The 20,636-nt window shown below is 69.1% G+C and carries 15 protein-coding genes; 3 read left to right on the top strand and 12 right to left on the bottom strand.

Going from position 1 to position 20,636, the window contains the following annotated elements:
• Nucleotide 1: 1 nt before the first annotated feature.
• The gene (locus tag LNV23_RS20305; RefSeq protein WP_263564660.1) at nucleotides 2–610 is read left to right on the top strand and encodes a hypothetical protein; all 609 of its coding nucleotides are present in this window, start codon (nucleotides 2–4) and stop codon (nucleotides 608–610) included.
• 13 nt (nucleotides 611–623) lie between these two features.
• Here LNV23_RS20305 and LNV23_RS20300 read toward each other — a convergent pair whose 3' ends face one another.
• Nucleotides 624–2,156: a methyl-accepting chemotaxis protein gene (locus tag LNV23_RS20300; RefSeq protein WP_263564659.1), complete on the bottom strand. Its 1,533-nt coding sequence runs from the start codon at nucleotides 2,154–2,156 to the stop codon at nucleotides 624–626.
• A 476-nt stretch (nucleotides 2,157–2,632) separates the two neighbouring features.
• On the opposite strand from LNV23_RS20300, the gene LNV23_RS20295 reads away from it, so the two are divergent.
• Entirely contained in the window at nucleotides 2,633–5,287 is a 2,655-nt protein-coding gene (locus tag LNV23_RS20295; protein ID WP_263564658.1) for a diguanylate cyclase domain-containing protein, read from the top strand.
• 19 nt (nucleotides 5,288–5,306) lie between these two features.
• On the opposite strand, the gene LNV23_RS20290 is transcribed toward LNV23_RS20295, so the two are convergent.
• The 4 genes from LNV23_RS20290 to LNV23_RS20275 form a co-directional block, all read right to left on the bottom strand.
• Nucleotides 5,307–5,825 (bottom strand): 3'-5' exonuclease, encoded by a 519-nt coding sequence (locus LNV23_RS20290; RefSeq protein ID WP_263564657.1) that lies wholly within the window; start codon nucleotides 5,823–5,825, stop codon nucleotides 5,307–5,309.
• Nucleotides 5,826–5,866: 41 nt separating this feature from the next.
• Nucleotides 5,867–6,505 (bottom strand): hypothetical protein, encoded by a 639-nt coding sequence (locus tag LNV23_RS20285; protein WP_263564656.1) that lies wholly within the window; start codon nucleotides 6,503–6,505, stop codon nucleotides 5,867–5,869.
• Between the two features lie 117 nt (nucleotides 6,506–6,622).
• Nucleotides 6,623–7,336 (bottom strand): response regulator, encoded by a 714-nt coding sequence (locus LNV23_RS20280; protein WP_263564655.1) that lies wholly within the window; start codon nucleotides 7,334–7,336, stop codon nucleotides 6,623–6,625.
• A complete protein-coding gene (locus tag LNV23_RS20275; protein ID WP_263564654.1) occupies nucleotides 7,336–8,937 on the bottom strand; it encodes an ATP-binding protein in 1,602 nt (533 codons plus the stop codon). Before LNV23_RS20275 ends, LNV23_RS20280 begins: the two co-directional genes overlap by 1 nt.
• A 268-nt stretch (nucleotides 8,938–9,205) precedes the next feature.
• Between LNV23_RS20275 and LNV23_RS20270 the strand changes: the two genes are divergently transcribed.
• The gene (locus tag LNV23_RS20270) at nucleotides 9,206–10,513 is read left to right on the top strand and encodes a di-heme oxidoredictase family protein (protein ID WP_263564653.1); all 1,308 of its coding nucleotides are present in this window, start codon (nucleotides 9,206–9,208) and stop codon (nucleotides 10,511–10,513) included.
• A 28-nt stretch (nucleotides 10,514–10,541) separates the two neighbouring features.
• On the opposite strand, the gene LNV23_RS20265 is transcribed toward LNV23_RS20270, so the two are convergent.
• From LNV23_RS20265 to LNV23_RS20235, 7 genes are all read right to left on the bottom strand, one after another.
• Complete coding sequence (locus LNV23_RS20265; RefSeq protein WP_263564652.1) at nucleotides 10,542–12,518, bottom strand: tetratricopeptide repeat protein; 1,977 nt, start codon at nucleotides 12,516–12,518, stop codon at nucleotides 10,542–10,544.
• A gap of 298 nt (nucleotides 12,519–12,816) precedes the next feature.
• Nucleotides 12,817–14,052 carry an ABC transporter permease gene (locus LNV23_RS20260; protein WP_263564651.1) on the bottom strand — a complete coding sequence of 412 codons (1,236 nt, stop codon included), beginning with the start codon at nucleotides 14,050–14,052 and terminating at the stop codon, nucleotides 12,817–12,819.
• Nucleotides 14,052–14,810, bottom strand: coding sequence for an ABC transporter ATP-binding protein (locus tag LNV23_RS20255; RefSeq protein WP_263564650.1), 759 nt, complete (start codon nucleotides 14,808–14,810; stop codon nucleotides 14,052–14,054). Before LNV23_RS20255 ends, LNV23_RS20260 begins: the two co-directional genes overlap by 1 nt.
• Complete coding sequence (locus LNV23_RS20250; RefSeq protein ID WP_263564649.1) at nucleotides 14,807–16,189, bottom strand: efflux RND transporter periplasmic adaptor subunit; 1,383 nt, start codon at nucleotides 16,187–16,189, stop codon at nucleotides 14,807–14,809. Before LNV23_RS20250 ends, LNV23_RS20255 begins: the two co-directional genes overlap by 4 nt.
• Nucleotides 16,186–17,661, bottom strand: coding sequence for an efflux transporter outer membrane subunit (locus LNV23_RS20245; protein WP_263564648.1), 1,476 nt, complete (start codon nucleotides 17,659–17,661; stop codon nucleotides 16,186–16,188). Before LNV23_RS20245 ends, LNV23_RS20250 begins: the two co-directional genes overlap by 4 nt.
• A 204-nt stretch (nucleotides 17,662–17,865) precedes the next feature.
• A complete protein-coding gene (locus tag LNV23_RS20240) occupies nucleotides 17,866–20,076 on the bottom strand; it encodes a xanthine dehydrogenase family protein molybdopterin-binding subunit (protein ID WP_263564647.1) in 2,211 nt (736 codons plus the stop codon).
• Between the two features lie 10 nt (nucleotides 20,077–20,086).
• A complete protein-coding gene (locus LNV23_RS20235; protein WP_263564646.1) occupies nucleotides 20,087–20,527 on the bottom strand; it encodes a (2Fe-2S)-binding protein in 441 nt (146 codons plus the stop codon).
• Nucleotides 20,528–20,636: the final 109 nt, after the last annotated feature.

Below are 20,636 nucleotides of genomic sequence, written 5' to 3'. Positions count from 1 at the left end.
CATGCGTTTGTACGCCCACGACAGCAGCCTGCTGTGCAGCCCATCGCTCTGGCATGCACCCGAAACCCTGGCCCAGATCGGCGCCCTGCTGGCGCCGCTGCAGCTCAGCGTCGGCCATCTGGTGCTCTACCCGGCCCGCTCGGGCCGCCCGGCAGGCCCGGTCTACGAGACCGAGCTGGCGGCCCTGCACCGGCGTTTCAAGCTCGACCAGGCCGAACGGCGTCACAGCACCCGGCGCGAGCTGCCGCAAACGCGCACACCGACTCTGGCTGCTTCGGGCAGCGAGTTTCTGCTGCTGATGGAGGGCCAGGTCACCTTGCTGCTGCAAGGCCGCGATCAGCGCTGGACCTTGCAGCTCGATGCCGGCGATTGGGCCTATGTGCCGGCCCGCCTCTTGCTGCGCCTGCAGGCACGGCCTAGCTTGAATGGCGCCGATCGGGTCGACCTGCTGCACTGGCGCGAGGCCGCTGCTCAGCTGCCGTCGCGCGCGCCCGATCTGCGCCCCTCGCTGGGGGCGGGTCCCGCCAGCTGGCTGCCGCTGCGCCAGCCGCAGCCGGTGGCCTGGCCAGCGGCACAGGCCAGGTCAGCCGCCACGGCCCTCACCGCCTGAACGCGGCCCAAGCTCAGCCCGGTAGGCGGAAGGCCGCCACCGCCCGGACCAGCTGCTGGGCCTGCTGGCTCAGGCTGTCGGCAGCCGCCGCGCTCTGCTCGACCAAGGCCGCGTTCTGCTGCGTGGCCTGATCCATGTGGGCGACCGCCTGGCCGACCTCTCGCACGCCGGCGCTTTGCTCACCCGAGGCGCGGCTGATCTCGGCCACCACGGCGCTGACACGGCCGATGGCGCCGACGATTTCGTCCATGGTCTGGCCAGTCTGGTTCACCAGGCCCGTGCCCTGCTCGACCTGGTTGACACTGGCGTCGATCAGGTCCTTGATCTCGCGCGCCGCCGCGGCGCTGCGCTGTGCCAGGCCGCGCACTTCGCTCGCCACCACGGCAAAGCCACGCCCTTGCTCGCCCGCGCGGGCCGCTTCCACCGCAGCATTGAGAGCCAGGATATTGGTCTGGAAAGCGATGTCATCGATGACGCCGATGATGTCGGCAATCTTGCGCGAGCTGCTGTTGATGCCGCCCATGGTGGCGATCACTCGGCCCATCATCTCGCCACCATTGCGGGCCACGCTGGAGGCCTGCTCGGCCAGGCCGCGCGCCTGCTCGGCGCTCTCGGCGTTGTTGCGCACATTGGCGTCCAGCTCGGCCATGGTCGAGGTGGTGCGCTGCAAGGCATTGGCCTGCTGCTCGGTGCGGTCCGACAGGTCCTGGTTGCCATGGGCAATCTCGGTGCTGGCACTGGCCACCTCGTCGGCGTTGCGCTTGACCTCGCGGACGATGCCGGCAAAGCTGGACTGCATCTCAGCCAAGGCTTGCAGCAGCTGCTGGGTCTCCAGATTTCCTTCGAGCTGGATGCGGTTGCCGAGGTCACCCTGGGCCAGGCTTTGCGCCACAGTCAAGGCCTGGCTCATGGGCCGGCTGAGCTGGCGCACCAGCCACAGCGATGCCAGCGTCATCAGTACGGCGGCCACCAGCAGGGCCGAGGCCATGGCATAACGCGTGGTCTGCACACCTTGCGAAGCCGCCTCGTTGAGGCGCGCGTTGTCGCTCTCGATGGCGTCAGACAGCCGGGCCATTTCGCGCTCAAGTTCCAGAAAGGCCGTCTGCAGGCCCGGGCCGAGTTTGCGGGCGGCGTCGGCATCGCTGCGCGCAGCCTGGATCATGGCGCGGGCCGATTCGAGATAGCGCTGCACCAAGGGCTTCACAGCTTGCAAGGCCTGGCGCACCGGAACGCTCAGCCGGGCCGAATCCATCGTGGCCAGATTGCGTTCAAAAGTCTTGCCATGTTCCTGCACACCTTGCTCAGCTTCGGCGATGCGCTCGGGCGCTTGCTCCAGTGCGCCCAGCAAGGCCAGCTGTGCATCGCCGCGGATGGCGTCATGCATCATGTCCGCTTCCTGGCTCGCCTGAAGGGTGGCGGCCGCGTGCAAAGCTTCATCGAGGTGCCCGCTCAGATGACTGGCCGACACCAGACCGATACCGCCGGTCAGCATGGCCAGCAAGGTGCCCGCCAGGCCCAAGGCCATGACTTGATTGCGCAATTTCATTGCCACTCTCCCGGATGCAGGGCTTGAATATCGGGCCAAGAGCCGGCCAGGGCAAGCGCTGTGAACGGACTCAGAGGGCGCTCTCGCAGGCTTTGAGCTGAAGAAGCAACAAAAGCTGTGGCTGAAGCGCGCTTGACGGGGCCGCCCAGGCGCAGCACGCCATGGACATCGGCGAATGGCCCCGGCGGCGGATGGGCCCAGCGGCGGCGTCCGGTCGTTGAAGTGGACCCCGGACGGAACCTGCGCACGTGCTAATCTGAAGCTTGAACTGCTGGCCCGAGGCCTCGCCCCCGCCCCTCTTTCTGGGTCGCCTTCAGCTGGATCCTCTGAACCATGTCCCTGCCCCTTGTTTCGCCACCACTGCTTGCGAGCTCCCGTTCTGGTCGGGAGTACATGCGCGCACAAAGGTCGCTCGCTCGGGTCCGCTTGGCGGCCAAGCGCCCGAGCCGCGTGCCCATGAGGGTGGGCCCGCGCTGATGGACAGCCGGAGCGACGCTGCCGACAGCGCGCACGCGCCAGCCGTCCTGGCCCGCTTGCTGGCCCTCGGCCCCTTTGCAGCCATCGGCCTGGTGCTGACCCTGCTCTGGGGCTTTGTCGTTTGGTTCACCTTGTTCTACCCGGCCCAGCTGGCGCAGGACCAGCGGGCCGAACTGAGCAGCAGTACCGAGGCCGCCGCCGCCCAGACCGAGGCGGTGTTCCGCGATGCCGAGCGCAGCCTGCGCGCCATCGATCTCTGGCTGTTGACGCGCGGCCAGCGCGAGCCCCTGGCCGATGCCTCGCTGGCCCAGCTGGCCGATATGTTGCGTGAGACCTCGCGCGGCATCATCGATGTGATGCTGGTCGACGGCACCGGCCAGGCCTTCCGTCTGCCCGCCATCAGCGGCCAGGCGGTGGCCGAGCTGGCGGCCATGCCCGAGTTTGCCCTGCTGCGCGACGGCTCCGGCACGGGCCGGCCCTTGCTCGGCCTGCCGCTGCGACTGCGCCACAACGGCCCGCCCCAGCTGCCCATGCTGATGCGACTGAGCGCGCCGACGGAGCAGCTGCAAATGGCGGTGGCCCTGATCGACCTGCCTCGCCTGCAGCGCCTGCATCAATACTTCGCTCATGGCCCGGCCGCCGCCGTGACCTTGCTGCGCCAGGACGGCGTGGCCCTGAGCCGGCTGCCCGAGCTGCCCGGATTTGTCGGCCGCGATGTCTTTGCCGAGCATCCGGAGCGGCGCGCCGAGTTCGCCGCGCGCGAGGGCTTCTTCAAGACCACCGGCAAGGTCTCGGACGGGGTGCCGCGCCACGGCGCCTTCCGCACCCTCGACGTCTTCGGCCTGCAGCTGCTGATCTCCCAAGGCGACAACGCCGCGCTGGCGCGCCACCGCGTCGAGCGCCTGGTGGTACTCAGCTTCAGCGTGCTGGTCAGCCTGGTCGCTCTGGCCCTGACCTGGCAGCTGGCACGCATGCAAAAACGTCTGCGCCTCGATGAAGCGGCCCAGCGCGCCGCCAGCGACGCCTCGCCCCTGGGCCTGTTCCGCTGCGATGCCTCGGGCCGCATGGTCTATGGCAACCCGACCTACTTGAACCTGCAAGGCCTGCGCGAGGACCAACTGGCCTGGGGCTGGGTGGACCTGATGCCGGCCGAGCGCCGCGAACGCCTGCGCGCCAGCTGGGTGGCGCTGATTCGTGCCGGCGAGCGGCTCAAGGTTTTCACCCGCATCACCCGGCCCGACGGCAGCCGCCGCCTGCTGGCGGTGCGGACCGCGCCGCTCTGGCTCGATGGTCGAATTCAAGGCCAGGTCGGCACGGTCGAGGACATCAGCGAGCAGGCCGAACAGCAGCGCGCCGCGCGCACCTTGAGTGCCATCTTTGCGCTGACGCCCGACTATGTCTGCCAGCTCGACCAGAACCACCGCCTGATCTATATGAACCCGGCCGCGCGTCGGCGTCTGGGGGTTCCCCTGGACAGCGACCTCAGTGCCACCGACTACCAAGATTTCTTCGCGCCCGGTGGGGCCGAGCGCTTCCGCGAGGAAATCCTGCCCGCCGTGCTGGCCCAGGGCCAGTGGCAGGGCCGCGGCACGGTGCTGGACGCGCAGCGCCAGCCCGTGCCTTGCGAGGCCACCGTGCTGCTGCACCGCAAGGCCAATGGTGCGACCGAGACCATCTCGGTGATCCTGCGCGACATCTCGGCCGACCTGAAAACGCAGCGCGAACGCCAGCGCACCGAGGCCATGATGCGAGCGATCGCCCAGACCTCGCAGGCCATGATCTCGGTGTTGGACTTGGAAGGACGCTTTCTGTTCTTCAACCACGCCTTCGAGAAGCGCTACAACGTGCGCCGCGAGGCCTGGCTGGGCCGACCGGTCGCCGAGCTGCTGGGCGCCGAGGAGTACCAGGCGCGCGAGGCCGCCATCGCGCGCGCGCTCTCCGGCTTGGCCACGCAGCTGGAGCGCGTCTACGACCGCAGCAGCGCGCCCGTCGAGGGCCCGCGCGGCAGCGCCGATGCCCTGGCCCTGGTGCTCTCGCTCAGCTACGCGCCGCTGCGCAGCGAGAGCGAGGCCATCGAGGGCGTGATCTGCATTGCCGTGGACGTGACCGAGGCGCGGCGCGAGGAACAGCGGCTGCGCGATGCCTCTCAGACCTGCCCGCTGACACAGCTGCTCAACCGGCGCGGCTTCAACAAAAAGGTGCAAGACCTGTTCGACGCCGCCCACAACCAGCCCGGTGCCGGCCATGCCGCCCTGCTCTACCTGGACCTGGACCGCTTCAAGCCCGTCAACGACCAACACGGCCACCCGGTCGGGGACGCCTTGCTCAAGGCCGTGGCCGGCCGCCTGCGCCATGTCTTGCGACCGCAGGATCTGGTGGCCCGCCTCGGCGGCGATGAGTTCGCGGTGCTGCTGCCCGGGCTGCAGCATCCCGGCGCGGCGCGCACGGTGGCGGAGAAAATCATCCAGGCCATTGGCGCGCCCTTCCGCATTGAGCAGCTGGAGCTGCACATCGGCATCAGCGTGGGCTTTTGCGTGCGGCCCAGCAAGCTGCTGCATCTGGAACCCATGGTGGCCGAGGCCGACGCCAAGCTGTACGAGGCCAAGCGGGCCGGTCGCAACTGCGCGCGCGGCAATCTGGGCGAGCAGGACTGAGGCCTGCCGGCCCGATCACTCAGCTGCCGGCGCGGGTCTTGAGGCGCAGCCAGGCCGTCTGCAAGACCCGGGCGTCGCTGCTGGCGCGGTGGCGCACCAGCTGCAACTCGTCGCGCACCTGCTCGCGCACCACATGCCAGCAAGCCGCCTCGGCATCGCTGAGCAGGCAGCGCAGGTCCTGCAGATGGAAGGCCGGCACCATGTCAACGCTGTCGAACAACCGCGCCAGCCAAGGATAGTCATGGGCCCAGGCGTCGCAGTAAACGGTCTGACCGGCCAGTCGCTGATTGATCTGAGCGGCGACCCAGGCGGGCGGCTTGCCATGCTGGCGCAGGATGTCGCGGCTGATGCCGTGCACACGCTCGGCGGCCAGGTCCCAGTGCTGCCAATCGGGCTCAGGCTGGATCAGGGAACAAAACACCGAACCGGCCGACTCAACAAAACCGACCTCGATCGGATAGCTGCCGCGGCCAAAACCCGAGGCCTCGACATCGAGGATGGCGGGGGGGCGCAGAGCCAGGGAGCTGGAGGCAGGCAAGACCGCAGTCATAGCGCAGTGTAGGCCGCCTCAGGCCAAAGTCAGGCAGGGTTGTCGAGCAGCTGTTCACGCTCGAACAGCTCGACCGCCGCCCGCCCGACCTGCTGGGTGTCGTAGAAGGCATAGGCGCTGACGGCCGCCGCGCCCAGCACCGGCACCCAGCGCGACACGGTCTTTTGCAGCAGCTTCTCACCGAGCTTGGCGCCGATCTGGCCCGCCACGCGCTGCAGCAAGGCGGTGGTCGCGGGCCGCACCAGCAGGCGCTCGCCGACGCGCACGGCGAGGTCGCGCACCGCCTGCGCCGCCGTGTGGCGGAACAGGCAGTAGAGCATCTGCGCCTGGCCCAACTCGGCCGAGCGGCCATAGAGCGCAGCAATGTCGGCCACCAGCTGCGACTGGATGCGCCAGACCGCCAGCATCTCGGGCATCACCGTCAGCCAGCCCAAGGGACCGGGCGGCAGGGCCAGCGAGCCGGCCGCCAGCGCCGCCCTGGCAGCCGCCTCGCCCGCAAGCTGACGTGCGCGCTCGGCCGGCTGCGCGCAAGGCAGGGCCTTGGACTCCGGCGGGCTCGCCACCAGCGTCAACAAGGTCTGGGACAAGCGCTCCGCCAGCGCTGGCGGCTGCGCCGGCAACTGCTGCAGCGGGTACTCGGCCGCGACGTCCTCAGAGGGGGTTTTCATGCCATCGCCTCGGGGCCTTGTTCATGGGCAGGACTCCAAATCAACGAGCCTCCAGCTCGGGTTCTGGCTTGCAGCGTACCTCAGTTGGTCCGCCCATGCGCCCACGCGAGCGGTCGCTCAGGTCGGCGGGTCGAAGCGGTAGCCGACCCCGTAGACCGAGGCGATGCACTCGCAGCCCGGCTGCGCCGCGGCGATCTTGCGGCGCAGGTTCTTGACATGGCTGTCGATGGCACGGTCACTGACATCGCGCAGCTCGCTGTGCACGGTGTCGAGCAGCTGGGCGCGGCTGAAGACCCGGCCGGGCCGGCTCAGCAGCAGGCGCAGCATGCGGAACTCCAGGGGCGTCAGCGCCAGCCATTGCCCACCCCAGGCGATGCGCTGGGCGCCCTCGTCGACCTGCCAGAGCACAGGCGCGGCAGCAGCAGCAGCGGGCCTACGGCGCTCCTGCGCACGCAGCTGGGCGCGAACCCGGGCCACCAGCTCGCGCGGGCTGAAGGGCTTGCAGATGTAATCGTCGGCCCCGCCGTCCAGGCCTTGCAAGCGGTCCTGCTCGGAGACGCGGGCGGTCAGCATCAAGATGGGCATGGCGCTGAACTCGCGCACCGCGCGGCACAGGCTCAACCCGTCCAGGCCGGGCAACATCAAGTCCAGCACCAGGGCGTCCGGCGGGTCCTGGCGGATCGCAGCCAGGGCCTGTTCGCCATCGGCCAGGCTGTCGGCAGCAAAGCCATCGGCGCGCAGATAGTCGAGCAGCAGCTGGGCAATCTTGCGATCGTCCTCGACCACCAGGACCCGCTGTGGCGGCAGCAAGGCCTTTGCGGTCTGCTCCATCAAGAGTGCTCCTGCGGCGCGCGCCTGGGCAGGCTCAAGGTCACCTGCAAGCCAGCCAACGAAGACGCGCCAGCGCTGAGGCGGCCGCCATGGGCCTGTACGATCGCGGCACAGATGGCCAGGCCCAGGCCGCTGCCACCGAGATGCCGGCTGCGTGCTGCATCGGCACGGTACAGAGGTTCGAACAAGCGCCCGACATCGGCTGCGGCCACGCCAGGCGCGCTGTCGTCGACGGTCAGCAAAAGCTGCTCACCCTGCAACGACAGGTCCAGCACGATGCGCCCGGGGGCGTCGGTGTAGCGCAAGCTGTTTTCCAGCAGATTGCCCAGCAGCTGCTCGATGCGCACCGGGTCCCAGAACACCGGCACCGGCCCCGAGGGCCAGGTCTTGCCGGGCTGCAAATCCAGACCGGCCGCCGCCGCCCTGGGGGCATAGCGTTGCAGCAGGCGCTGCAGCAAGACCTGGGCATCGCTGTCGACCCGGCGGCAGGGCAAGGCGCCCAGGTCGGCCATGGCCAGCAGATGAAGGTCGTCGACCAGGCTGGCCAGCTGCAGCACCTCCTCGCGCAGCGATTGCAGCGCCGTCGCGGACAGGGGGCGAACGCCGTCAATCAGCGCTTCGATCTCGCCGCGCAGCACGCTCAAAGGCGTGCGCAGCTCATGCGAGATGTCGGCGATCCAGCGCCGCCGCGTGCCCTCCAAGGCTTGCAGTCCGGCCGCCATGCGGTTGATATTGCGCAGCACATCACCGATCTCGTCGCTGCGCCCCGGGTCGGGCAGACGCACGGACAGCTCACCCTGGGCGATGCGCGCGGTAGCGTCCTGCACGGCCAGCAAGGCCTGCGACCAGCGGCGCGTCAGCCACCAAGCGCCGAGCAGGGCCAGCCCCAGCATCAGCACGGCCACCACCGCAATGCCCTGGTACTGGCGGCGCAGAAACAGGGCGTCCACGGAATCGGGCAGGGGCTTGGGCAAGCGCAGGCGCAACCAGGCCACGGGCAGCCGCTCAGCGCCGGCGGCCGGGCCGTAAACCGCTCGCTCCACCATCCTGTCGCCGGGGCCACGCTCGGGCGCCCAGTGCGGGCGAGCGCCCCGCCGCCCTTCGGCCTGGGGCCGGCCCAGCAGCAATTCCCCTTGCAGGCTGTACAAGCCGACCCGGCCGCCGAAGCCGTCCTCTGCCGGCGGTGGAGGCGGAGGGGCTTCACGCTCGCGCGGCCGGCGCCAGGGCGGCGGCGGGCCAGGGCGGGCCTCTCCGGCCAGACCGTGCGGCGGCGGCTCGCCCGCCAGGGCCGGGGGCAAGCCCGGCTGCATGGGCAGCGCCCGTCCGCCTGGGTTCAAGCCTTCGCGCCGCGCCAGTTCGTCGAGCAGGCCGCGAAGCGTGACCCGGCTGCGCAAAAAGCCGTCGAGGCCGGCACCGTCCTGCTGCAGCAATTCGGACGTCAGCTCGGCCAGCCGTTCCAGGCGATCGACCTCGCGCGCCTGCAGATAGTCATTGAAGCCGCGGCTGAGGTTCCAGGCCATCACGCCGCCCATGCCCAGCACCGTCAGGCTGACCACGGCCAGCAGGAGCAGGGACAAGCTGTGAACCAAACGCAAGCGCATGAATTGCCAGACCTCGGAAGTGAACCCGCAGTGGACCCGAGGATTGTGTGCTGAGTGTGGAGGCGTGCGTGGCCCCGACCGATGTGAACGATCTCACACGCAAGGCCACGGCAGTGCTGCCCCTGCCCGCCCAGACCCAGCGCGCAAGGGCAATCTCCACATTGCCTCCACAGTCGGCCGCCAAGCTCTGTGCCATGCCCTTGGACGCCGGTCCAAGCCCTTGTCAACTCAAGCGTCCCTTGCGGACTCAGGCCAGGAGTCGATTCCCATGAAACCAGTTGTTCTTGCCAAGAAGAGTCACTCGCCCCTGCTGCGCCTCGGCGCGCTCGGCTCTGCCCTCGCCCTTTTGCTGGCCGGCGGCGGCGCTGGCATGGCCGTGCTGGGCAGCAGCAAGGCATCGGCCCAGGCGGCCGCGGTGCCGGGGCAACGCCCCAAGCTGCCGCCACCACCCGCCGACCCCTCGCGCCCCACCCCGCCGCCCGGTCCCATGGGTGAGCCGCTGGCCGGCCTCGATGCCGCCAGCCTGGCGGCCTTCAATGCCGGTCGCACCGAATTCCTGGCTCAGGAAACGCCGGCCGGTGGCCTGGGGCCGATCTTCAACGACCGCTCCTGTGCCGCCTGCCATTCGGCCGGTGGCGTGGGAGGCGGCAGCCGCCGCAGCGTCACCCGATTCGGCCGATTGCTGGACGGCCAGTTCGATGCCATGGCCGCACAAGGCGGCAGCCTCTTGCAGGCGCGCGCCATCGATCCGGCCGCACTGGAGCATGTGCCCGCCGAGGCCAGCATCGTCGCCCAGCGCATCACCACGCCCTTGTTCGGCGCCGGCCTGATCGAAGCGATTGCGGACGACACCATCGTCCAAGGCGCCTTGCGCAGCAAACCCGACGGCGTGCGCGGCACGGTGGCCTGGATCATCGACCCGGCCAGCGGCACGCGGCGGGTCGGCCGCTTTGGCTGGAAAGCCCAGCATGCCAGCCTGCTGGGCTTCTCGGCCGACGCGTACCTGAATGAAATGGGCATCACCAACCGCCTGTTCCGCCAGGAAAACGCACCCAACGGCAATGCCGCCCTGCTGGCCCGCTTCGACCATGTGGCCGATATCGAGGACCAGCCCGACCCCTTGAGCGGCCGTGCGGACATCGACCGGGCGGCGGACTATATGCGCCTGCTGGCCGCTCCAGCCGCCCTGCGACCGAGCGCCCAGACCCTGGCCGGCGCTCGCCTTTTTGATCGCAGCGGCTGCACCGCATGCCACACGCCCAGCCTGAACACCGGTGCCAGCCCCTGGCCCGCGCTGGCCTTCAAGAACGTGCCGCTGTACTCGGACCTGCTCCTGCACGATATGGGCAGCCTCGGCGATGGCATTGCCCAAGATGCGGCTGGCCGGCGCGACATGCGGACCGCGCCACTCTGGGGCCTGCGCGTGCGCGAGCGTCTCTTGCACGACGGCCGTGCGGCCACGCCGCGCGAGGCGGTGCTGGCCCATGAGGGCGAGGCAGCGCCAGCGCGCCAACGCTTCCAAGCCATGAACGCCGCCGAGCAGCAAGCCATGCTGGACTTCCTGCGCTCGCTCTGAGCGCAGGACCGAGCACGCCGGGGGCCGCTCAGGCCCCGGCGCGCTTGAAGGCCAGGGCGGCGTCGGTGCTCAGATGGCGCAAGATGCCCTGCTCGCGCGTACCCCAGGCCTGGCCAGCGGCCAGCTCCAGCACCAGCACGGCCGGGTTGGCGTCGTCACCAACCATGGGCGCAAACACCCGGCAGCGGCCCGACTCGCCCAAGGGCAGCTGCCGTTCGGTCCAGTCGCGGCTGCACGCAGCCACCGGGCTGTCGGCGTCGCTGACCGCGATCTTGAAAGCCAGGCCCTCATGCTCGCCCTTGGATGACTCGCCCATCACCAGGGTCTGGCCGCTGGCATCGCGGCGGTAGACAGCCAACAACTCGGCGCCCAGCACCGAGCGCAGCTCGCGGCCAAGCACGGTGAAGATCAGGCCCGGGCTGCGCTGGCGGGAGATCTCGCGGCCCAGCACCACCAGCTGCTGCAGCTGCTCATGGGCCGCCTGCAGCTTGCTGAGGCGCTCTTCCTTGGCCTGGGCCTGCTGACGCGCATGTTGGCGCTCGTTGCGCGCAACCTCGACTTGCTGGCGGGCGTGCTTGGACGCCGTGGCCCAGCTCGCCTGGCGGGCGGCGGCGGCACGCCGGGCCATGGCATAGGCCTCCTGCGGCTGACCGGCGCGGTCGAAGGCCTCGGCGGCGGCGTCGAGCAGTTCGGGCTTGGGTTGGTAGCCGTCCAGGGCTTGGGCCTGTTCCAGGGCCAACTTCAGCCCGTCCAGCACCACGGCCGGCGCGGCACCGCTGCGCCGCTCGATTTCTGCCAGTGTGGCGCGCAGCTCGACCAGATCGGAACGCTGCTTCTGCGCGGTGATCACCGCCACCGCCTCCAGCGCCACCGCCCGAGCCTCGTCCAGGCGGCCAAGATGCATCAAGGCCCGGGCCCGCCCGAGCACGACACCGGTGCGCATGTCCGCGGCATGGGCATGGCTCTCGCGTTCACCGAGCAGCTCGAAATGCTTGAGCGCCTCCGCGTAATGGCCATGGTCAAGCTCGGCCTGGCCCAGGTAATCCAAAGCCATCATGGCGGTGCGGCTGTGCGGGTGCTGGACCAAGGTCTGCAGGCATTCCCTCAGCAGCTCGCGTGCCGACTCGGTCTGGCCGACGCGGCGCAAGGCCTCGCCGGTCTGCGCCAGGCACAGGCCGATGGCACCTGGCCAACGCACCCGCCGCGCCACCGCCAGACCTTTTTTCAGCCAGGCGAGAGCGGTTTCGTAGTCGGAAATGCTGGTGTAGGAATAGCCCAGATTGGAAGCGGCCGAAATGGCCCGCCGCACCTGGCCGGACTCCAGGCTGGCCTCGTAGCTGCGTTCGAGAAAGCGCGCGGCCTCAACATAGTCGGAGGCCAGGCCATGTTCGAGCGCGCGGTAGTCGTCCAAGGCCGCCGAGCACATGCGGGACAGACCCTCGCCGCTCAGCGGCAGTTGCTCGGACCAGGCGGCCCGGGCCAGCTCGAAATCACGGAACAAGTCAGCGCGCGCGAGATTGGCGCGGTAGTAGAGCTGACGTTCGGCGTCCTGGGCCTGGTCGGCCCAGTCCATGGCGTTTTGCAAGGCATCGCGCTGGCGGTCAACGTCGCCGCGATCGGCATGGACGGCGGCCTGCAGGCCTTGCAGATCGGCCTGGGCGCTCGGGTTGGGAAAGGCGTCGAACTCCGCCTGGGCGCTGGCGATGTGTTGCTGGGCTTCGTCGAGGCGCAGCATCAGCGCCGCCACCTCGGCCTGCACCAGGTACAGGCGCCCGCGCATGGCGGCCAGGGCGGCCGGATCCATGAAGGCGGTCTGCTCCTCGGCCTCGCCGAGCTCCTTCAGCAGCCCACTGGCCAGGCTTTGCGCACGCGGGCTGTTGAGCTGGCGCAAGCCCCAAGCCACTTCCAGCCGCGAGTTCCAGTCCGAGCTTTCGCTCAGCTGCTGGGCCGCGGCCTGTACCTCGCGCTCCAGGGGAAACAAGACCAGCTCATGTGCAAATGCCATCCAGGCCTCCACGGATTGCCGTGACTCAGATGGCAAACAGCCTAAACGCTTGTGGCTGGCAGTGAAACCCGGAAAAGCCGGGGGTTCGGGGAGGTGAATGGTGAATGGTGAATGGTGAATGGTGAATGGTGAATGGTGAACGGGTGAACAAGTGAACAAGCGGCCACTTTCGATTCACGATTCACGATTCACGATTCACGATTCACGATTCACCCATTCACCTGTTCACCCGTTCACCTGTTCACCTGTTCACCTGTTCACCTGTTCACCTGTTCACCTGTTCACCCCCTCACCGACCTCACTCATGCCTCAAAGCCTCGATCGGATCCATGCGCGCGGCACGGCGGGCAGGGAAGTAGCCGAAGAGCACGCCGATGCCGGCCGAGAACAGCAGGGCCAGCAGGTTGATGGCAGGGTCGAACTGGTAGGGCACGGCCATCAGGCGCGCGAGGCCGTAGGAAGCACCGGTGGCGATCAACACGCCGATCAAGCCGCCCAGAGCCGAGAGCACCACCGCCTCGATCAAAAACTGCAACAGCACCTCGCGCTCGAGCGCGCCGACGGCCAGGCGCAGGCCGATCTCGCGTGTGCGCTCGGTGACGCTGACCAGCATGATGTTCATGATGCCGATGCCGCCCACCAGCAGGCTGACCGCCGCCACCGCGCCGAGCAGGCGGGTCAGCACACCCATGGTGCTGGACAAGGTGTCGGCCAGCTGCTGGGTGTCAAAGATATTGAAGTTGTCGTCCTCGCTGTCGGCGAGCTGGCGGCGCTCGCGCATCAGCTGGCGCAGGCTGGCTTTCAGCGGCCCGCTGTCGCTCCCCTCCTCCATGGCCACCAGCAGATTGCTGACCTTGCGGCTGCCGGTGACGCGGCGCTGCAAGGTGTGCAGGGGCAGCAGCACCAGATCGTCCTGGTCGCCCATGCCGCTCTGGCCCTTGGCGACCAGGATGCCGACCACCTCGCAGCTGAACTGCCGGACCCGCAGCGCCTGGCCCAGGCCGGTCTGGCCGGGCGTGCCACCGAACAGCTCACGCCGCACCGTCTCGCCGATGATGCAAACGGCCGCGCCGGCCAGCTGTTCCTCCTCCTCGAAGCGCCGGCCGCTGGCCAGCAGCCAGTTGCCGGTGTCGAACCAGCTGTTGCTGCTGCCGGTGGCATTGCTGGCCCAGTTGCGGCCGTTCGCCACCAGGGTGACCGAGGCGCGGCTCTGCGGCGCCACCGCCGCCACGCCGCCGATCTGCGCTTCAATCGCCGCCGCATCGGCCTCGCTGAACTGGGGCACGCCGCCGCGCGGGCCGCTCCCCCCTCCTCCGCCGCCACCGCCACCCATCCGTTGACCCGGGCTCAGCATGAGCAGGTTGCTGCCCAGGCTGGTGATCTGGGCCTCGATGGCCTGGGTGGCGCCATTGCCCAGGGTCACCATGGTGATGACGGCGCTGACGCCGATGACGATGCCCAGAATCGTCAAAAAAGAGCGCAGCAGATTGCGCCGCACCGAGCGCAGCGCCAGCAAGAGCACGCTGAGCAGCATCAGGCGGCCTCGGCTTCGGTCTTGGCTTGCGGCAGCACGGTGGGCGTGAGATTGGCTGCATCGGCGGCGATGCGGCCGTCGAGAAACTGCACCATTCGCCGCGCATAGGCCGCCATATCGGGCTCGTGCGTGACCATGAGCACGGTGATGCCCTGCTCGCGGTTCAGGGCCAGTAGCAAGGCCATGATCTCGTGGCTGCGCTGGCTGTCGAGGTTGCCCGTCGGCTCATCAGCCAGCAGCACGGCCGGCTCGGTGACGATGGCGCGCGCGATCGCCACGCGCTGCTGCTGGCCGCCCGAGAGCTCGGCCGGCGTGTGGCGCTCCCAGCCGCCCAGGCCCACCGACTGCAGCGCCCGCAGGGCCGCCGTGCGCCGCGCAGCGGCCGCGTCGCCGCGGTAGAGCAAGGGCAGCTCCACGTTCTCCAGCGCCGAGGTGCGCGCCAGCAGATTGAAGCCTTGGAAGACAAAGCCGAGATAGCGCCGCCGCAAACGCGCACGCTGGTCGCGGCTGAGCGCCTCGACATGAGCACCGCGGAACAGATACTGGCCGGCGCTGGGTGTGTCCAGGCAGCCGAGGATGTTCATGGCCGTGGACTTGCCCGAGCCGCTAGGCCCCATGATGGCGACGAACTCGCCAGCCTCGATGCGCAGATCGATGCCCTTGAGCGCCAGCAGTTCGCTGGCTCCGCTGCCGTAGCGCCGGCTGATGCCCTGCAGCTGGATCAGGGGGACTGCGGGCCGGGCGGGGTCGGCCGTCATGAGCCGGCCTGGCTAGATTTTTTCTGGTCAGTGATGACACGCATGCCGGCTCTGAGCTCGCCGCCGATGATCTCGGTCATGCGGCCATCGCTGATGCCGGGCAGCACCGCCACGGCCTGCGGCACGCCCCTGCCCTCCTTCCCTTGCTGCCCGGGTTCGGTGGCGCCGGGCAGCACCCAGACCTGGCGTGCCGTGGCCGTGCTGGCACCGGCCGCCGCCTGCCGGCGCGTGCCGCCGCGCGGCATGCTGGGCAGCAGTCGGCTGGCGACGCTCTTGCCGCTGGCCGCCGCATCACCGGCCGCGCTGGGCGTGAAACGCAGGGCCGCATTGGGCACCAGCAGTACATCGTGGCGCTGCGTGGCGGTGATGGTGGCACTGGCCGTCATGCCCGGGCGCAGGCTGAGCTCGCGGTTGTCGACATCGAGGTAGCTCAGGTAGGTGACCACGTTGTCGGTGATGGTGGAGCCGAAGCCAAGCCGGGTGATGCGGGCCGGGAACTTGCGCGCCGGGTAGGCGCTGACGGTGAAGCTGGCGGCCTGCCCGAGCTGCACCGCGCCGACATCGGCTTCGTCCACATAGACCCAGAGGCGCAGCCGACTCAGGTCCTCGGCGATCACGAACAGGGTCACCGCCTGCAGCGAAGCCGCGACCGCATTGCCGGGCTCGACGCTGCGGCTCAGCACCATGCCATCGGCCGGCGAGCTGATGGAGGCCTTGGACAGATTGATGCGGTCGGTGGCCAGCGCGGCACGGGCATCGTCGACCCCGGCGCGCGCGCTGGCCACATCGGCCCGCGCCCGGGCCAGGCCGGCGCGGGCGGCGTCCAGCTCTGTCTTGGCCGGCACCTTGCCGCCGGACAGACGCGCAACCTCCTCCAGCCGCGCCAGCGTGGCCGTGGCCTGCTCTTGCGTGGCCGCCACTTGGTCCAATCGCGCGGCCGCCGCCTGCAAGGCCGCTTGCGAGCGTTGAATCTGGCCGCGCAGCTTGGCCGTGTCCAGCTCGACCAGGACTTGGCCTTTCTTCACCCGGTCGTTCACATCCACCAGCACCCGCAGCACCGTGCCCGAGAGCTCGCTGCCGATATTGATGGCCCGGGTCGGCTGCAAGCTGCCATTGGCGCTGACCGTGAGACTCAGGTCACCGCGCGCCGCCAGCTGGGTCACATAGACCGGTGCCGCCTGAGCGGCCCGGCTGGCCAGCCACCACCACAAGCCGAGGGCCAGCAGCGCCAGCAGCAGGCCCGTGCCCCAGAACAACGGCCGTCGGTACCAGACGCGCGCGGCCGGCTCGGCCAGCAGCTCGCTCAGATCGGCAGCCTCTGCGGACCTGGGACTGGGCGGCGGCACAGCCACGGCTGTCGGGCTCGGGCTCTCACTCATGGCTGCTGGCCGGCCTGCGGCTCGCGCCAGCCGCCGCCCAGGGCCCGGATCAGGCGCAGCTGGTCGGCGCTGACATCGGCGCCCGCACTGGCCAGGCCGTCCTGGCTGGCAAGCTGGCTGCGCTGGGTTTCCAGCACGGCCTGGAAGTCCACCAGGCCGCTGCGGTAGCGCTGCTGGGCCAGGTTCGCCGCCAGCACGGCTGCCGCGCTGGCCTGCTGCAGGCTGGCCACGCGCTGTCGGTCGCCGTGCAAGGCCACCAACGCATCCTCCACCTCCTGCAACGCCAAGAGCACGGCCGCCCGGTACTGCTGCTGCGCCTGAAGTAAGCCGGCCTGCTGCAGGCTGACTTCCGCGCGCGCCGCGCCGCCGTCCAAGACAGGCAGGGCAATGCCGGCCAGCAAGCTGCCGAGCACGGCGCTGCTGCGGCCCAACCCGCTGAGGCTGGCGGCACTCAAGCCCAAAGATCCGCTGATGGAAAAACTCGGCCAGCGCTGCAGCGCCTCGGCCCGATCCAACTGAGCGAGAGCGGCGGCGATGCGGTACTCGGCGGCGCGAACATCGGCGCGCTGGCGCAGGGTCTCGGCCGGGATGCGAGCGTTCAGCGCGCCGGCCTGGGCCGCTGGGTTCAGTTGCGGCAGGGCCCCGGCTGGGGCCAAGGTCTGCAGCAGCTCGGCCGGCGGCCGGCCGCTGAGCACGGCCAGGGCATGGCTGGCGCGGGTGATGCTGGTGCGCAAACTCGGCAGCAGCGCGGCCGTCTGCGCCGCAGCCGTGCGCGCCTGCGCAGCCTCCTGGCTGCTGAGCAAGCCGGCCTGCTCGCGCCAATCGGTGATCTCCAACGTCTCCCGCTGGTTGGCGAGGTTGTCATCGGCGATGCGCAAGCGCGCCTGAGCCGCGCGCAGCAGCACATAGTTCAAGCCCACTTCGGTGCTCAGCTGCAGCTGCACAGCGCCCAAGCTGGCCGCACTGGCCAGGGCCGTGGCGTCGGCGGCTTGCACCGCGCTGCGTGTGGCACCAAAAACATCGGGCTGCCAGCGCCCGTCCAGGCCCAGCTGCAAGCGCTGACCAGTGCTCACCCCCCCGGCGCGGCCACGCTGCGCCGAAGCGGAAGCGTCCAGCTGGGGCCATAGTGCGGCGGCCGCAAGATCCCGCTGCGCCTGCGCTTGCAGCACGGCCGCACGGGCGCCATGGATGCTGGTGTTGGCGGCCAGGGCCTGCAAGATCAATTCGGTCAGCAGGGGGTCGGCAAACGGGAACCACCAGATCGAGCTGGCCGGGTCGGCAGGCCATGCGGGACCAGCACCTTCGTCATCGTTCAGCATCGCCGACCATTGGCTTGGCAACGCGAGCGGCGCCTGGCCGGGTGTCTCTAAGGCAGTCGGACCGGGCGTGGCGCACGCTTGCAGAAGCAGCACAGACAGCACGCACGAACCCAAGGCCGAGCTACGGGCTCGACACCAAGGACTTCGAATCATGTGGAGGGCGCTCATGGCGGCAAGGAATGCATGCTGCAGTCTCTGCAGCCACGCCGCCTTGGTCTGTTCTCCAGCGCACCATTCAGACTCGCTGCACGCCTGAACCGGCCCCTATCGCGGCCTCACTAGAGGTGTTCGGCCGCCCCACCGTTCGGCCATGAGCGCATCGCCCAGAGAGCGTTCAAACCGAGGGCCGTCGAACACTCAATCACCCATGGTCGCGTTCGGCTGCAAGGGCAAAGAACGCAGGCGCTGGCCGCTGAGCCGGAACCAGGCATTGAGCAGGGCCGGCGCAAAGGTCGGCACGCCCAGCTCACCGACACCACCCAGCGGTGTGCTGCGGCTGCTCGGCGGCGAGGGCATGATGATGACCTTGACCTGCGGCATTTCACGCAGGCGGATCATGCGGCTGTTGTTGAAATTCTTGACCTGGGCCGCGCCATTGCTGAAGGTCTGACGGCCATAGAAGCTGGCATTCAGGGCATGGACAACGCCGCCGATCAGCTGCGCCTCGATCGAACCGGGGTTGACCGCCACGCCGCAATCGATCGCCACCCAGACCCGGGTGACATGCGGCAGACCGCCGACATTGCTGACCTCCACCACCTGGGACACGATGCTGTTGAAAGCTGTGCCGATGGCGATACCCAATGCCCGGCCGCTGGCCGCCCCAGCACTCCAGCCGGCAGCGTTGGCCGCAGCCTCCAGGACTGCAATCCAGCGCGGGTCGGTGAGCTGGGCACGGCGGAACTGGTAGGGGTCTTGCTTGGCGGCCAGCGCCAACTCATCGATCATGGACTCCACTGCGAAGGTGTTGATCGAGGCCCCGACCGAACGCCAGAAGCCCACCGGCACCGGGGCCGTGTGGCTGACCCATTCGGTCAGCCGGGCACTGAAGTTGTAGGGCAGGCCTTGCGAGGCTTCATAACCCTGAGAATCGCCGGTCTGGCCCAGGTTCGCACCGCGCTGCCCGAGGATGGAAGGCGAGACATTGCGGTAGCTCCAGGCGGTCGGCAGATTGCGGCTGTCCAGGCCGGCGCGCACCCGGACCAAGGCCATGGGCCGGTATTGGTCATGCGTGAAGTCTTCTTCGCGTGGCCACATCAGCTTGACCGGCTTGTTCAGGGCCATGCCCACCTGCACCGCCTGGCTGATGAAGTCGAGTTCGGCCTTGCGGCCGAGACCACCGCCCAGATAGGTCGTGTGTATCGTGACCTTTTCGGCCGGCAGGCCGGTCAAGCTCATCACCAAGGTCAGCGCCGACTTGGCCGATTGCGTCGGCGCCCAGACATCGCAGCGCTGGCCGGCCACATGGTCGACCGTGCAGTTCAGCACTTCGAGGCAGGCGTGCGCCACGTAGGGCAAGCTGTATGTCGCCTCCAGCAGCTTGCGCGAATTGCTCAGGGCCGTGCTCACATCGGCCGTGCTGCGTTCCACCGTGTAGAGCGTGCCGGGCGGATTGGCCGCCCCGGCCACATAGGGGGTGGCGCTGCTCATCAGGGCTTGGGCATCGGCCATGAACTGGGCACTGTTGAGCTGGGCCGCATGGGCCGGCAGTGTCCACTTTGGAGAAAGGCGACGCGCCGATTGCCAGGCATCCCAGGTGGTCGGGCCGACCACGGCCAAGGCGTTGACGTTGCCCACGGCCTCAAGGCCACGGCCGGTGCCGGCCATCACCCGGGTGCTCACCAGGGCGAGCGCCCCGGACGGCAGCGCCGGTGTGGCCGAGAGTGTGCCGCCCAGGCTGGGGCAATGCTTGATGACGGCGTAGACCATGCCGGGCAAACGAACATCGAGGCCGTAGATGGCGCTGCCATCGACCTTGAAGGGAATGTCCTGCCGCGGCAGGCTTTTGCCGATGCAGCGGAACTGGCTGTCAGGCACCAGGGCGGCGCTGCTCGGCGGCGGCAGCAGGGCCGCGGCCGCAGCAAGCTGGCCATAGCTCAAGCTCTGGCCGCTGGGCATGTGGGTGACCAACGCATTGCTGACGCTGTAGTTGCCACGCACGGGGTCGCCGACGCGGGCCATGGCCGCGGCCACCAGCATCTCGCGCGCGCTGGCGCCCGCGTCGCGCAACTTCCAGAAATTGCCACGGGTCACGCCGGAGCCCACGGTGTTGATGGCGCTGCCAACGGGCGCTGGCGTCGCCAGGCTCGGTGCGCCCTGAACCAGGCGGACGACGCTGGGGTCGACCATCAGGTCTTCGCACAACACCTGGGCCAGGCCGGCGAATGAGCCCTGGCCCATGTCCGATGCGCCGATGCTCAGCTGAATGCTGTTGTCGCTGCCGATGCTCAGCCAGCCGGTCACTGCCGGGGCGCCCGCCGCTTGCGCGCGGCCGGCCGGAAGCACAAAGGCCAAGGTGAGGCTGGACGCCCCGGCCATGAATTGGCGCCGATCGAGGGATGCACTCATGATCAGCTCCTTAAAGGCCGGACACAGCGGTCTTGATGCGCTGATAGGTGCCGCAGACGCAGAGGTTGTTGACCTCGTTGGCGATCTCGCTGCCGTGGTGGCCCTTGGCCATCGCACCGGCGACCGACATCAGCATGCCGGACTGGCAGTAGCCGCATTGCGGCACCTGGTGCAGGATCCAGGCCTTCTGTGCGGGATGGCTGCGATCGACAGACAGGCCTTCGATCGTCGTGATGGCCTTGCCGGCGGCGGAGGACACGTCCATGTCGCAGGACTTGGTCGGCTCGCCGTTGACCCAGACGGTGCAGGCACCGCAGATCTCGATGCCGCAACCGTATTTCGTGCCAGTGAGGCCGATCACATCGCGCAGCACCCAGAGCAGGGGCATCGAGGAAGAACTGACCGTGACGGGGTAGTCTCGGCCATTGACCTTGAGTGTGTAGCTCGGCATCTTTACTGCTCCTGATGGCGCCAACGATGCGTGCAATGTAGGCCGCGAAAACGGCCTGCGCTGTACGAATTTGTAAGCGCCGGGCAGCGAAAAGCGCCGGCTCGGCCCG

The organism is Kinneretia sp. DJ1R-11 (assembly GCF_025717595.1).
GTDB lineage: Bacteria > Pseudomonadota > Gammaproteobacteria > Burkholderiales > Burkholderiaceae_C > Paucibacter_A.
The sequence above is the reverse complement of the archived record's forward strand: the minus strand, read 5'-3'. Positions and strand labels throughout refer to the sequence as shown.